General features: G+C 60.0%; 10 protein-coding genes, 1 pseudogene and 1 riboswitch. Of the genes and pseudogenes, 7 read left to right on the top strand and 4 right to left on the bottom strand.

Features of this window, described 5'->3' with window-relative positions:
- Positions 1 to 171: 171 nt before the first annotated feature.
- The 3 genes and pseudogenes from IPM39_18995 to xth form a co-directional block, all read right to left on the bottom strand.
- Positions 172 to 303 (bottom strand): annotated as a pseudogene (locus IPM39_18995) (pilus assembly protein).
- 323 nt (positions 304 to 626) lie between these two features.
- Complete coding sequence (locus IPM39_18990) at positions 627 to 2,567, bottom strand: glycosyltransferase family 39 protein (protein ID MBK8988125.1); 1,941 nt, start codon at positions 2,565 to 2,567, stop codon at positions 627 to 629.
- A gap of 3 nt (positions 2,568 to 2,570) precedes the next feature.
- Positions 2,571 to 3,338: an exodeoxyribonuclease III gene (xth, locus tag IPM39_18985; protein ID MBK8988124.1), complete on the bottom strand. Its 768-nt coding sequence runs from the start codon at positions 3,336 to 3,338 to the stop codon at positions 2,571 to 2,573.
- Positions 3,339 to 3,644: 306 nt separating this feature from the next.
- On the opposite strand from xth, the gene IPM39_18980 reads away from it, so the two are divergent.
- The 5 genes from IPM39_18980 (at position 3,645) to IPM39_18960 (ending at position 8,558) form a co-directional block, all read left to right on the top strand.
- Entirely contained in the window at positions 3,645 to 4,520 is an 876-nt protein-coding gene (locus IPM39_18980) for a hypothetical protein (GenBank protein MBK8988123.1), read from the top strand.
- The gene (locus IPM39_18975) at positions 4,517 to 5,590 is read left to right on the top strand and encodes a cytochrome c3 family protein (protein ID MBK8988122.1); all 1,074 of its coding nucleotides are present in this window, start codon (positions 4,517 to 4,519) and stop codon (positions 5,588 to 5,590) included. Before IPM39_18980 ends, IPM39_18975 begins: the two co-directional genes overlap by 4 nt.
- A gap of 61 nt (positions 5,591 to 5,651) precedes the next feature.
- Positions 5,652 to 5,975, top strand: a complete 324-nt coding sequence (locus IPM39_18970) for a 4Fe-4S binding protein (GenBank protein MBK8988121.1) — start codon at positions 5,652 to 5,654, stop codon at positions 5,973 to 5,975.
- Between the two features lie 4 nt (positions 5,976 to 5,979).
- Positions 5,980 to 7,332: an NAD(P)/FAD-dependent oxidoreductase gene (locus tag IPM39_18965; protein MBK8988120.1), complete on the top strand. Its 1,353-nt coding sequence runs from the start codon at positions 5,980 to 5,982 to the stop codon at positions 7,330 to 7,332.
- Positions 7,332 to 8,558 carry a hypothetical protein gene (locus tag IPM39_18960; GenBank protein MBK8988119.1) on the top strand — a complete coding sequence of 409 codons (1,227 nt, stop codon included), beginning with the start codon at positions 7,332 to 7,334 and terminating at the stop codon, positions 8,556 to 8,558. Before IPM39_18965 ends, IPM39_18960 begins: the two co-directional genes overlap by 1 nt.
- Positions 8,559 to 8,821: 263 nt before the next feature.
- Here the strand turns inward: IPM39_18960 and alr are convergent, their stop codons facing one another.
- Entirely contained in the window at positions 8,822 to 9,967 is a 1,146-nt protein-coding gene (gene alr, locus IPM39_18955) for an alanine racemase (GenBank protein ID MBK8988118.1), read from the bottom strand.
- A gap of 127 nt (positions 9,968 to 10,094) precedes the next feature.
- Positions 10,095 to 10,262: riboswitch (glycine riboswitch) on the top strand.
- A gap of 236 nt (positions 10,263 to 10,498) precedes the next feature.
- Between alr and gcvH the strand changes: the two genes are divergently transcribed.
- Complete coding sequence (gcvH, locus tag IPM39_18950) at positions 10,499 to 10,885, top strand: glycine cleavage system protein GcvH (protein MBK8988117.1); 387 nt, start codon at positions 10,499 to 10,501, stop codon at positions 10,883 to 10,885.
- 118 nt (positions 10,886 to 11,003) lie between these two features.
- Positions 11,004 to 13,913: an aminomethyl-transferring glycine dehydrogenase gene (gene gcvP / locus IPM39_18945; GenBank protein MBK8988116.1), complete on the top strand. Its 2,910-nt coding sequence runs from the start codon at positions 11,004 to 11,006 to the stop codon at positions 13,911 to 13,913.
- Positions 13,914 to 13,953 lie beyond the last annotated feature (40 nt).

Here is a 13,953-nt window from a genome sequence, read left to right as displayed (position 1 = left end):
GATGGTCACCGTTCCGGATTCGAGGATGGCGCCGTCTGTCAGGCCAATGAAAGATATGTTGCTAACCGTGCCGCTGCAACCGCCGGTTCCCTGGGTGATGTTGGCGTCGAAGCCGGTGACAATGGCTTCAACGCCTTGTCCGGTGACGACCTGGCCGTTCAGCCCGCCAATGACACGGGCATACACCACCATCACCGATGAGCCTAAAACGGTCAGGATACCGATGATGACAACGGCAACCAGCACCAGGAGCAGGGCGTATTCAACCAACCCCTGCCCTTCTTCGCGTTTGGGAATTTTCATGAGTCCACTCCTATTAAAACGAACAATAAAGGATCAATACAACTGCCGAAAAATAATAAATCAGCCAATCACAATTCTGATACCTACAGTATAAAGGTAAGCGTCAAGAACAGACACAGGAAATTAGTCAGGACTTTTGTACTAAAAACCGCTCAACAAGGGAAAAACAAAGAGATTGTATGCTGACCCACAACAAACCGGCTGCTTTTTTGCTTCATGAAATCGCCAATCCCATGCTCCCACAAGTAAGCGCAAACCATTATGGACCAAATTATACCCGTAACGGCCGTCTTGGGGAAAGGATGGGCGGGACGTATTCTCGACTACTTGGCCAACGGGATTGCCACGGCGTCGGCATACGGATTGCCGGCCACGTCTAGCAGCAGCACCGGCTCCAGACCGGGATAGCGGTACATACCGCTGCGCATCAACAATCCAGGGTCATCGCCGGGCCAGGACAAGTTAAAGCGGCTCACCACCACGTCGCCGGGCTGCCACTGCCAGGGGGCGAAGGCGGCCGCATCCACCTGAGCCACGCGCTGCCCGGCGGCGTTGATCAGATGGTTGAAGATGTGGTAATCGGCCGGGTCGGGGTTATCGGCTGTGCGCCAATAAAGCTGCCACACGGCCGTTTCCCCGCCATCATCCACCACCAGCCCATAGCCCAACAGGTTCACCCAATTTGCCAGCAAAACCACTTCATCGAAGGCCGCGTCCGGCGGCGGCGCGCCACCAGGCAGCTGCAAAATTTCCAGCGCCCCTTCGCCTGGCCGCAGCGGGAAGGTTTCAGTGGTTACGGCCGTCGCCCGGTACAAATCCGCTTCCGCCGCCAGCGCGCCATCCAGAACCACGACCGCCCGATTGACCGGAAACAAGGCTGATTGACGGCCGTCTACAAAGCGGCGCGGCGCAGCCCACAGCAGCGCGTCCCACAACGCCGAAAACTCATCCAGGTCCGGCCGTTCACCCGCGCCAACCACCAGAATTTCGGCGGCGGCCGTTGCCACCAGCATGGCTTTGGCGCGGTCGGCGGCAGCCACCTGCATCCCTAATGGCGCGCCAAAACCGCCCGGCGTAGCCGTCTGCGCCACAAAAGCCAGCAGCGCCGCCAGCGCCCACACCTGCGCCAGCGCCAGCGCCGCCAACCCCGTCCCCACCAACCCTTTAACCATTGGTCTACGCGAAGCCAGCGCCGCCTGCGCCAACAGCACCCCGGCAGCCATATAGGGCGCGGGCAGCACGGCGATAAAATAATGGATGAACACTGGCGCACCGCGCCACAAAGTAAAAAACAGCGGCGGCAGCAGCGCCCAGGCCAACACGATGAAGGCCGCGTCGGCCGCCGGCTGCCCCCTCTGCCGCCAGACCAGCCAACCTAACCAACCCAGCCCGGCCAGCAGCAGCAGACCCAGAATCCAGCCCAGCGCACCCAACCAGGGCGCCCGCGCCAGAAAATCTTGATAGGCGGTTGGCCCGGCCAGAGAATGAATATCCGCGCCCCGGCTGATCAGCGCGGCGTAACGGAAAGGGTCCAGGCTCCAGCCAACGGCCGTTTGGCCGCCGGCCGGCAGGTGAATTTGGGCGCGGTTTTGCCATAGGTAAAATAGGAAGGGCACGGCCGTACTCCCCGCCAGCGCCCCGCCCACCACCACGTGCCGCCACACCACCCGCCGTCGGAACACCAGCAAAAAAAGCAGCGTCGCCGGAATGAGGGCCAGGGCCGCCAGGTGAATTTGCACGGCCACGCCCAGGCAGAACAGATGCAGCCAGAGCCAGCGCGGCCGTTTTTCCACAAAGGCCAGGGCTGCGCCAATCGCCCAGCCCATCACAAACAAGGGCAGCAGATTTTGCGCCCAAATTTTGCGCGAAAAAATAACCGCCCACGGGCTGACGGCAAACAGCAGCGAGGCGGCAACAGCCGCGCCCACGCCCCAATAACGGCGCGTCAGCCAATAGGCGGCGGCCACCGCCAGGGTGTTGAGCAGCCCGGTGAACAGCGTCGCGGCGTAGACGTGGGGCCAGACCAGCAGCGGGATGGCGTAGAGCCAGACGCTCATGGGGAAATTGGGGAAACCGACGGAACTGCTGATACCGCGCAGGGGGAAACGGCCGTCAACCATCTCCAGCGCCAACGTCAGCAGCCGCGCCTCGTCGGCCTTAAATTCGGTCAGGCTGGGATAAGCTAAGCGGAGAACGGCCGTAACCGCTAAAATCCCGCCCAGCACCACCCACTCCCACCGCCCACTCCCGCCCTCATCATTCATACTTCACAATTCTAACGCCAAACTCACCGGGCAATGGTCGGACCCAGTCACATCTACGTGGATGGCCGCTCCGGCCACACGCGGCCACAAATCAGGGCTGACAAAGAAATAATCCAGCCGCCAACCCACGTTCCGCCCCCGCGCCCCGCCAATGTACGACCACCACGAGTAGGCTCCGGCGCGATCCGGGTACAAGGCGCGGAAAGTATCCACATAACCCTGAGCCACCACCTGGTCAATCCAGGCGCGCTCTTCGGGCAAAAAGCCGGTAGTGGCCTGATTTTGCCGCGGCCGGGCCAGGTCAATCTCCCGATGCGACGTGTTCACATCGCCGCAAAAAACCACCGCTTTACCCTGAGCCTGAAGGTCATTGCAAAAGGCCAGGAAGTCGGCTTTATAGGCCATCTTAAACGGCACGCGGCTGTGGTCGCGGCTGCCATTGGGGAAATAGGCGCCGATAAACACAAAATCGCCATAATCGGCGACGATGGTACGCCCTTCGCGGTCGTATTCAGCGACGCCCAGGCCGATTTGCACCGACAGCGGTTCCACTTTGCTGTAGAGGGCCACGCCGCTGTACCCTTTTTTCTCCGCCCAGGCCCAGTAGGTGCGGTAGCCGTCCGGGGCGCGCAGCGCATCATCTAGCTGATCAGGGTGACATTTGGTCTCTTGTAAGCACACTATGTCTGGCTGAGTCTGGTTCAGCCAATCCAGAAATCCTTTGCCGTGCGCGGCGCGCAGGCCGTTGACATTCCAACTGAATAAGTGCATCATGGGCTAATTCTAGTCGAATGTGCGGGGGATGGAAAATGACGGCCGTGTCAGATTTAAGCCAAATTTAACATTGCTTGGGTGCATTTCGCTTCACATCGGCTATCATCCCCTAAGGGTTCATATGTTTTTAACTTGGTGAGATTGGTCCACTCTAAAAAACAGGAAGTTATTCTTACTCGACAGTGGCGCTGTCAGCGCCTAAATGACAGCAGTGACGTTACTTTTTTATTACAGTGGCGACTAATTGGGTACACGCCACCTGTTGGTTGACGATTTGTGTCCACCACTTTAAGGAAAAAGCCTGTGCGAAATCGTTTATCCGATTCTTTGACGCGCAAACAACCATTTATGGACCCGGCAGCAGCGACCGTTAAACCCTACGAACTGGAACTCAGCCTGTTCGTCATCTTTGTGCTGACCGGCGTCTACGTCGCCTACGAAATCCTGGCCGAACCGCACGGCGGCCATCCCTTCGGCCACACACTGGGCATCATCGGCGCGCTGCTCATGGTGATGACCGAGACATTGTACAGCATCCGCAAGCGCACCACCTGGCTCAATTGGGCCGGGCCGGTGCGCTATTGGCTCTCTTTCCACATCTTCACCGGCATTGTTGGCCCCTTTATGGCTCTGATGCACACCGGGCTGCAATTTCGCGGACTGGCCGGGATCAGTTTTTTCCTGACCCTCGTCGTCGTCGGCAGCGGTTTTGTCGGCCGTTACCTGTACACCGCCCTGCCGCGCAGCATCAGCGGCGCCAGCGCCTCGCGCCAGGAATTGCACCGCGAGATACAGGCCATCGAGCAGCAGCTAACGGACTTCAAGGCGCAGCGGCCGCAGCGCGAACAGGAAATTGTGACAGCCCTCGGCCAGCGCTCCACCACCCGCAGCCCGGCGTTGACGGTTATCGGCCGTGCCTTTTACCAGTGGCGTTACCGCCGCCAACTGCAAAAAGAACTGCGCCGCCTGGATCAATTGGAAGCGCAGCCCCGCCAGCAGCTTGCAGCGCTGTTGGAGCGGAAGCGCACCCTGGAACGGCAAATAGAAATGTTAGCCACGTCGCGCCGCCTCTTACGCACCTGGCATATCCTGCACATTCCGTTTGGCCTGACTTTGTTTTTTTCGGTGGCTATCCACGTGGCCGCCACCTTCTACTTTAGAGCGGGGCTGTTGAAATGAACGATTTCCGCCGCGTCGAGCGCCAACATCCTATTTTTTCGCCGGTGGCGTTGATTTCGGCCCTGGTCCTGGGCTTGGGGCTGGTGGTTGGCATTTATTTCCATGGGGGTGAATCCTTTAGCCCCGGCCCATTGTCGGCCGTGCAGCATGGCGATGTGGCCCTGCAAGGTTTTGCCAACCACGCCGAACTGGCCCACGCCTGCGGCCAATGCCACACGCCCTTTGTGGGCCTTGAGGCGGCGCGCTGCGAAGCGTGCCATGAAAACATCGCCGACGAACGGCAGATGGTGGGGGATCCGCCAACGGCCGTTGGCCTGCACGGCCGTTTCGCCAACGCCGCCGCCTGCGCCGACTGCCATCTGGAGCATCGCGGCCCGGACTACGACCTGAAAACAGCCGCCATCGCCAACTTCGACCACAGCCTGACCCGGTTTAGTCTGGCAAAGCATGGGGTGGATTATGACGAACGGCCGTTGGAATGCGCCGCTTGTCACCAGGAAACCGGCACGTTCGCCGTCAGCCTGGGCGCCTGCGCCGCCTGCCACCAGGAGGCCGACCCTGTTTTCATGGCCGACCACCGCCAGAGCTACGGCGAAGAATGCCTGGCCTGCCACGACGGGTTGGACACCCTGGCCGCCTTCACCCCGGCCGACCATGACCGAATTTTTGCGCTGACCGGGGCGCATACGGCCGTTACCTGCCAGGATTGTCACGTCAACGCTCAATTCCAGGGCATTTCCCCGGAATGCGTCGCCTGCCACGCTGAGCCGCCCATCCACGCCGGTGTTTTTGGCGTGCAGTGCGCCGCCTGCCATACGACCGAAGCGTGGCTGCCCGCCCGCCTGTTGCAGCACAATTTCCCGCTGGATCATGGCGAAGAAGGCGTGTTGCAATGCGTCGCCTGCCACATCACCACCTATGACCAATACACCTGCACCAACTGCCACGAACACGAGCTGAACGAAATGCGGCGTGAACACGATGATGTAGATTTCAGCCAGACTGACTTTTTCGCCTGCGCCGAATGCCATCCGACCGGCCAGGAAGACGAGCATTCTGACGATGGTTAAACAACGATAATTTCTCACGGTTCGGAGCATCGGCGGGACGCCGGCGCTCCCAGAAGCAGCTATGAGCATCATCCAACGATTGAAAAAACGATTAACCGGTTCCACTGAACCGCCACCACCCACGCTGGAATCGGGGCGCGTGGTGGCAGACGCCAGCCGCTGCGTGCAGTGCGGCGTCTGCGGCTACAACTGCCCGGTGGGCATCCCCGTGCGCGACTACGCCCGCCAGGGTTTGCCAGTGGATGACCCCGTCTGCATCGCCTGCGGCAACTGCATCGCCGTCTGCCCACGCGGCACACTGCGTTGGCAAACCGACGCCCACACCATTATCCTGGAACGGTTGACGCAGCAAACAGCCCAATCATCATCGCCAGAGGAAGGTTAGCCTGATGCCCATCACCCAATACCTCATCATCGGCAATGGCGCGGCCGGGGCAACCGCCGCCGAAACCATCCGCCGCCACGACCCGGCCGGCGCGATCACCATCCTCACGGCCGAGCCGTACCCCATGTATTCCCGCCCTGGTCTGGCCTACGCACTGCTCAATGAAATCCCCATCAAACAGGTGTTTTGCCGCACGCTGGCCTGGTATGAACAATTGAACCTGAATCTGGTTTTGGGAAAGGCCAGCCGGTTGGACGTGATGAACCGGTTGGTGTGGTTGGAGGACGGCCGTTCCCTGCCCTACGACCGCCTGCTGATCGCCACCGGGGCGCGGGCTACCCCGCCGCCCTATCCCGGCCACGACCTGCAAGGCGTGGTCTACCTGGACACCTACGACGGGACCAACGACCTGATTGCCCGCAGCAAACGGGCCAAACGAGCCGTGGTTGTGGGCGGCGGCATCACCGCTCTGGAACTAAGCGAGGGGCTGGCCCACCGCGGCGTGGAAACCCATTATTTCCTGCGGCGCGACCGCCTGTGGAGCCAGGTGTTCAACGACGACGAGAGCCGCCTGCTGGAAAAAACAATGCGCGCCCATCACGTCCACATCCATTACAACACCGAAGTGGCCGAAATTTTAGGCGACCGTCGCGGGCGCGTCCGGGGGGTCCGGCTTAACGATGGCCCCAGCTTTCAATGCGACCTGGTGGGTGTGGCGATTGGCGTCAAACCGCTGCTGGACGTGGTACAAAACACGCCCATTCAAACCGACCGGGCTATATTGGTGAATGAGTTTCTGGAAAGCAGCGTGCCCGGCGTTTACGCCGCCGGTGACTGCGCCCAGGTGTACGACCGCTGGACGCAGCGCCACATGGTAGACGTTCTCTGGCCCAGCGCCGTAGCCGAAGGCCAGGCGGCGGGCCTGAACATGGTCGGCCAGCGGCAGGCTTACGTCAAAGGCGCGCCGTTTAACGCCTGCCTGTTGTTCGGGCTGCATATCACCAGCATGGGGCAAATCAGCCCGGGCCGCGCGGCCGACGAAGCCGTGGAAACGGTGCAGCATATCTCGCGCGGCTCTTCGGAGGTGTGGTATACGCAGCCACGCGCTTACCGCAGCGCCTGGGCCGCCAACGGCGACAATACCGTCCGCCTGGCGCTGAGCGGCGATTTCCTGGTGGGGGCCATTGTCATTGGCGACCAACACTTAGCCGATCCGCTGCGTTACCTGATCGAGCAGCAGGTGAACATCCGACATCTGCACGACGATCTGGTGGCCGGCGGCGAGAAGATGCAGCGCAGTTTGTGGCGTTTTTTGCAGCAGATTGGCGCGGTAACGGCCGTTCATGGAGGCGCATAATGGGGCGACGTTTGATCTTGTTTGTCGTGGCGCTGGGCTTGTTTGCCTGTATTGTCGGTGGGGCGGCGGTTTATGCGTTGGTCCGAGACAGCCGTTCTCTCTCCCCCAGCGCCATTGCCCAGGCAGAAGGGATGGCGACGGCCGTCCCCGGCCAGCCCACCCGCGGCAGCGCCGGGCAGCTGCCCAATCCGCTCGCCGTACCTTTTCCCGACGGCAGCCTGGACCACAGCTTTTTTGCCCTCAGCGGCGGTCATCAGCCGGTGGAATGCGCCGCCTGCCATGCGACTGGCGATTACCAGGGAACCGACCCGGACTGCGCGGCCTGCCACGCCCAAGACGACCCCCACGCGGGAGAATATGGGTTAGCCTGCGCCAACTGCCACGTCATCGAAGGCTGGCAGTTTGCCACGTTTGATCACAGCGCCATCGGCAGCACAGATTGTTCGGCCTGCCACGCGCCACCGCCAGACCATTACCCGGGCGCGTGCGCCGCCTGTCACACCGATACGACCGACTTCCGCATCGTCGCCAATTTTGATCACAGCACCATCGGCAGCACAGATTGTTCGGCCTGCCACGCGCCGCCGCCAGACCATTACCCGGGCGCGTGCGCCGCCTGCCACACCGATACAACCGACTTCCGCATCGTCGTCAATTTTGATCACACCACCATCGGCAGCACAGATTGTTCGGCCTGCCACACACCACCGGCCAACCATTACCAGGGCGCGTGCGCCGCCTGCCACACTGACACCAACAATTTCCGCAACGTGACGTTTAACCACAGCACCATCGGCAGCACAGACTGCGCCGCCTGCCACGCGCCGCCGGCCAACCACTTTCCGGGGTCGTGCCGCAACTGTCATGGCGACGTGAATAATTTCCGCAACGTCAACTTTAACCACGCTGGTCTAACGGATTGCCAAAGCTGCCACACACCGCCGGCCAACCATTACCCCGGCCAATGCTCTGCCTGCCATACAACCAATTCCTGGCAAGGGGCGTCGTTTAACCATACTTTCCCCATCAACCATGAAGGGGCCAATGGCAATTGCAGCACATGCCATCCGGGCGGGAATACGGCCGTTTACACCTGCGCCACCTGCCACAACCAACAAGAAATGAATGAGGAACACGACGACGTGTCTGGTTTTACGGGCAACAACTGCGTGCAATGCCACGCCGACGGCCGTGAACACGACGACGACGACGATGATGACGACTAGTACACGTATTCGATGTTCGGTATTCCGCAGGGCGCTACCTCTGGTGAACGCCTACACAAAACGGTATACGATGGCATTTTCCAGAGGCAGCGCCGACTGAAAACTGGTCACTGAATACTGAATACTGCCCCATACTCACCAACCGCTTATCTTTAACTTAAGTCCAATTTATATTTTGTGACTATTATTACAAACGAAGTCGCCAAAAAAGTGTTCACCCTCGGTTTCCCCTCCTGGCCGAGGGTGAACGCTTTTTAAACCCCTTATCGCACATACACCCTGGGCACGCGCGTATTGATGTTGGTTAGTATTTCGTAGGGAATCGTGCCCGCCCACTCGGCCAATTCCTCGCAGCAAATGTTCACGCCGCCCACTTCACCAAGCAAAATCACTTCGTCGTCGTTGTAGGCGCTGTCCCATTCGATATTGACCATGATCTGGTCCATACAAATGCGCCCCACCGTGGGATAACGCCGGCCGCGAATGATCACCTCTGCCCGGTTGGACATCGCCCGGAAGTAGCCATCGCCGTAGCCCACCGGCACGGTGACAACACGCACCATGTGGTCGCTCTGCCAGGTGGAACCATAACTGACAGGATGGCCGGGCTGCACCACCTTGAAGTAGACCACCCGCGATGTCCAGGACAGCGACGGCCGTACCACCACCGTCTTTTTCACCTCCGCCGAAGGATACACGCCATACAACAAAATGCCCGCCCGCACCATGTCGAAGCGCGCTTCGGGCAGTTGCAGAATGCCGCCGGAGTTGGACAGATGGCACAGAGACGGCCGTTCCAGGCCCCGCACCGCATAAAAAGCCAGCACCTCGTTAAAGCGCTCCAACTGCGTCCGCGCCGAACTCAGATCGGCCGCATCCGAATTCGCAAAGTGGGAATAGACGCCCTCCACCAGGCAGTGATCGCAGGCCAGCGCCGCTTCCAGCAGCGTGGCTGCATTGTAATAATGGACGCCAATACGCTCCATGCCCGTGTCAATTTTCAGGTGGACTTTGGCCCGCGCGCCCAGGGTTTGCGCCGTCGCATTGATTTGCGTCAGCTTGTCAACCGAAGAGGCAGTGATGGTGAGGTCGTGCTGCAAAAAGAGGGGAATCTGGTTGCCGATAATGCCGCCCATGACCAAAATGGGCGTGACAATACCTGCTTCGCGCAGCAAAATGCCTTCTTCCAACACGGCGACGCCCAGGTAAGGTGCGCCCAACGCTTCCATGTGGCGGGCGACGGCCAACAGGCCGTGCCCGTAGGCGTTGGCTTTAAGGACGGCCAACACCTGCGCCGGGGCAACGGCCGTAGCAATTGCCTTATAGTTCTCTGTCAGTCGGGTCAGGTTAACGGTGACGGCCGTTGGCCGCATGACCCCATTGCTGCTGATGGTTGCCTGATGTAACATACCGTCCATTTTACCCATTTTGTTGACATTGACAGAAACGAAAAGCTACAATGTCCGCAAGCAGGTTTTTGCCTCACCGCCTGCCGGGTCTTACAATAGCGTCGTAACTTCACAACTGAATAAGGGCAACGGCCGTGCGGGAGAGAATTGAGTTTAGTTGAGAGTTGAGAGTTGAGAGCTGATAGTGAACCACTTACAGCTACCAACTAACCACTAACCACTGATCCAATCGCCGAAGGGGCAAGCCAGGCATCAAACTGGTGAAACTCTCAGGCAAAAGGACCGCGTGGGCGAAGCGTCTCTGGAAAGAGAAAGAACAACCTTTCTCACCGCTGGAGCAAGTTTCGGCTACGAAACGAATCTCGCAGGTTAACGACAGGGGGTGCTGGCAAGATTGAACTGCCATGCACCCCTTTTTTATTGGATTGGCAAGACATGTATCAACCAGTGACCGGCAGCCAACATCAAATGGCCGACCGCCTGATTGACAATGAACAAGTTATACCCCCTAAACCCAAACAGGAGATGATCATGAGTACAATTAAAGATGGATTACTGTATACAAAAGATGATGAATGGCTTGCCGTAGACGGCAACAGCGCGGCCGTTGGCATTACTGATCACGCCCAAGATGCGTTGTCCGACATCGTTTACCTGGAGCTGCCTAACGTGGGCGATTCCTTTAGCGCCGGGGAGACCTTTGGCGTGGTGGAATCGGTGAAAGCGGCGGCCGATTTGTTTATGCCAGTAGCGGGCGAGGTAACGGCCGTCAACGACGCCCTGGTAGACGCCCCCGAAGGCATCAACCAAAACGCCTACGACGCCTGGTTGGTCAAAATCAGCCTCAGCGACCCGTCTGAACTGGAAGGTCTGATGGACGCCGCCGCGTACCAAGAGTATTTAGACAATCGGGAGTAACGGCCGTATTCCGTAAACCGTATCCAGTATTCAGTGTCTCGTACTGAATACTGAACACTGAACACTGAATACTGAACACTGAATACTGAATACTGAATACTGCCCCTCTGGAGGTAACATGATTTCCCCCCCTCTTTCCCACCGCACCGCGGCAACCTCTAACCGCGCTTTACTCCACCCCACCGACCACTTCGTAGATCGGCACATCGGTCCGCGGCCAGAAGCCGTTGTCCACATGCTGCAACAACTCGGCCTGCGGTCCCTGGACCAACTCATCGCCGAAACCGTGCCCGCCGCCATCATGCTGGAGAGCGACCTGAGTCTGGAAACGCCGCGCAGCGAGTCGGAAATCCTGGCCGAACTGCGGGCGATGGCCGCCAAAAACGAACTGTACCGCTCCTTTATCGGCATGGGCTACTACGACTGCACCACGCCGCCGGTCGTACTACGCAACATCTTCGAGAACCCCGGCTGGTACACCCAATACACACCCTACCAGGCAGAAATCGCCCAGGGCCGCCTGGAAGCCCTGCTGAATTTCCAGACGATGGTCACCGACCTGACCGGCATGGAGATCGCCAACGCCTCGCTGCTAGACGAGGGCACAGCCGCCGCCGAAGCCATGACATTGTGCCTGCGCCAACGGCCGCGCAGATCCAACGCCAACATCTTTTTTGTGTCGGAACTGTGCCACCCACAAACCATTGGCGTGGTGCAGGCCCGCGCCGTGCCGCTGGGCATCGAAGTCGTCGTGGGCAGCCACGAGACCTATGACTTCAGCCAGCCCACGTTTGGTGTGCTGGTGCAGTATCCGACCAGCAACGGCGACATTTACGATTACGAAGGGTTCATCCAGCGCGCCCACGCCGCCGACGCCCTGGCGGTGGTGGCGACCGACTTGCTGGCCCTGACCTTGCTGCGGCCGCCGGCCGAATTTGGCGCGGATGTGGTGGTGGGCAACAGCCAGCGCTTTGGCGTGCCCATGGGCTATGGCGGCCCCCACGCTGCCTTCATGTCCACCCGCGACGATTACAAACGGCAGATGCCCGGCCGGTTGATCGGCGTGTCGGTGGATGCGCACGGCCGTCTGGCCATGCGTCTGGCAATGCAGACCCGCGAACAACACATCCGCCGCGAGAAAGCGACCAGCAATATCTGCACGGCGCAGGTTTTGCTGGCGATTATGGCTTCCATGTATGCCGTCTATCATGGACCGGAGGGTTTGAAGCGGATTGCCCAGCGAGTAAGGCTGTTAACGGCCGTTCTCGCCCGCGGCCTCAGCCAACTCGGCTACAGCCTCAACCAGACGCCCACCTTCGACACCCTTACCGTCAGCGGCGGGCCGCACAGCCAGGCGCAAATCCGCCAGGCAGCCCTGGCGCAGCAGGTGAACCTGCGCTACAACGCCGATGGCAGCATCGGCGTCTCGCTGGATGAAATCACGCTGGTAAAAGATTTACACGCTTTGTTCGCCATTTTTGGCGCAGAAGCGGGCGAGATTGACGTGGCCGCACTGGCCGACGCGGTAGAATTAAGCTATGAACGGCCGTTCGAGCGTACCACATCTTACCTCGCCCACCCCGTCTTCAACAGCTATCATTCCGAAACGGAGATGATGCGCTACATCACCCGCCTGCAAAACCGCGACCTATCGCTGACCCATTCCATGATCCCCCTGGGGTCTTGCACCATGAAGCTCAACGCCACCGCCGAAATGCTGCCCATCATGTGGCCCAAGTTCGGCGCGCTGCACCCCTTTGTACCGGTGGAACAGGCGGCTGGCTACCGCGAATTATTCCAAAAACTGGAAGGCTGGCTGGCGGAAATCACCGGCTTTAGCGCCATTTCCTTGCAGCCCAACTCCGGCGCGTCCGGCGAATACACCGGTATGCTCACCATCCGTGCCTACCACCACGCGCGCGGCGAAGGTCACCGCCACATCTGCCTCATCCCCAGCTCCGCCCATGGGACCAATCCCGCCAGCGCCACGATGGCCGGCATGGAAGTGGTTGTGGTCGCCTGCGACGACAACGGCAACATAGACGTGGCCGATTTGCGCGCCAAAGCGGAGGAACACCGCGACGACCTGGCCGCCATCATGGTGACGTACCCATCAACGCATGGCGTTTTTGAGGAAGCTATCGAAGAAATTTGCCAGATCATTCATGAAAACGGCGGGCAGGTGTACATGGACGGAGCCAATATGAACGCCCAGGTGGGCCTGACCAGCCCTGGACACATCGGCGCCGACGTGTGTCACCTGAACCTGCACAAAACGTTTGCCATCCCCCATGGCGGCGGCGGCCCTGGGGTGGGGCCAATTGGCGTGGCCGCACACCTGGCGCCGTTCCTGCCCAACAGCCCGGTGATTGCCGGGGTGGGTGGGGCGCAAAGCGTGGGGCCGGTGTCGTCGGCGCCGTGGGGCAGCGCCAGCGTGCTGCCTATCTCCTATGCTTACATCGCCATGATGGGCACGGCCGGCCTGAAACAGGCGACGCAGGTGGCGATTCTGAACGCGAATTACGTGGCGCAGCGGCTGGACCCGCATTACCCGGTGTTGTACAAAGGCAAGAACGGCCGTGTCGCCCACGAGTGCATCATTGATTTACGGCCGTTAAAAGAGTTCGCCAGCGCCGAAGACGTGGCCAAACGGCTGATGGATTACGGCTTCCACGCCCCCACACTCTCCTTCCCCGTGCCCGGCACGCTGATGATTGAGCCGACGGAAAGCGAATCGCTGCCGGAGCTGGACCGTTTCTGCGAAGCCATGATCCAGATTCGGCAGGAAATCCGCGAAATCGAGAACGGATTGGTCAGCCACGAAGACAGCGCGTTAGCCAACGCCCCCCATACGGCCGAAGATGTGATGGGCGAAGTGTGGGAACGGCCGTATTCCCGCGAAAAAGCCGCCTTCCCCCTACCCTGGGTAAAAGAGCACAAGTTCTGGCCCTACGTCGCCCGCATAGACAATGTCTACGGCGACCGCAACCTGGTATGCGCCTGCATCCCGGTGGAAGCCTACGCCTAAACCTTTCGGGTGCGACGCACTGCGGTAGTGCGTCGCACCT

Source organism: Candidatus Leptovillus gracilis (assembly GCA_016716065.1).
In the GTDB taxonomy this organism is placed as follows: Bacteria; Chloroflexota; Anaerolineae; order Promineifilales; family Promineifilaceae; genus Leptovillus; species Leptovillus gracilis.
Note: the sequence above shows the minus strand (reverse complement) of the source record. Positions and strands in the feature narration are given on the sequence as shown.

What these genes read in the sequence shown, in the direction of transcription:
- IPM39_18990 (MBK8988125.1), bottom strand. Translation starts at nt 2,567, where the DNA reads ATGAATGATGAGGGCGGGAGTGGGCGGTGGGAGTGGGTGGTGCTGGGC.
- gcvP (MBK8988116.1), top strand. Translation starts at nt 11,004, where the DNA reads ATGATTTCCCCCCCTCTTTCCCACCGCACCGCGGCAACCTCTAACCGC.
- IPM39_18970 (MBK8988121.1), top strand. Translation starts at nt 5,652, where the DNA reads ATGAGCATCATCCAACGATTGAAAAAACGATTAACCGGTTCCACTGAA.
- IPM39_18975 (MBK8988122.1), top strand. Translation starts at nt 4,517, where the DNA reads ATGAACGATTTCCGCCGCGTCGAGCGCCAACATCCTATTTTTTCGCCG.
- alr (MBK8988118.1), bottom strand. Translation starts at nt 9,967, where the DNA reads ATGTTACATCAGGCAACCATCAGCAGCAATGGGGTCATGCGGCCAACG.
- IPM39_18960 (MBK8988119.1), top strand. Translation starts at nt 7,332, where the DNA reads ATGGGGCGACGTTTGATCTTGTTTGTCGTGGCGCTGGGCTTGTTTGCC.
- IPM39_18965 (MBK8988120.1), top strand. Translation starts at nt 5,980, where the DNA reads ATGCCCATCACCCAATACCTCATCATCGGCAATGGCGCGGCCGGGGCA.
- gcvH (MBK8988117.1), top strand. Translation starts at nt 10,499, where the DNA reads ATGAGTACAATTAAAGATGGATTACTGTATACAAAAGATGATGAATGG.
- xth (MBK8988124.1), bottom strand. Translation starts at nt 3,338, where the DNA reads ATGCACTTATTCAGTTGGAATGTCAACGGCCTGCGCGCCGCGCACGGC.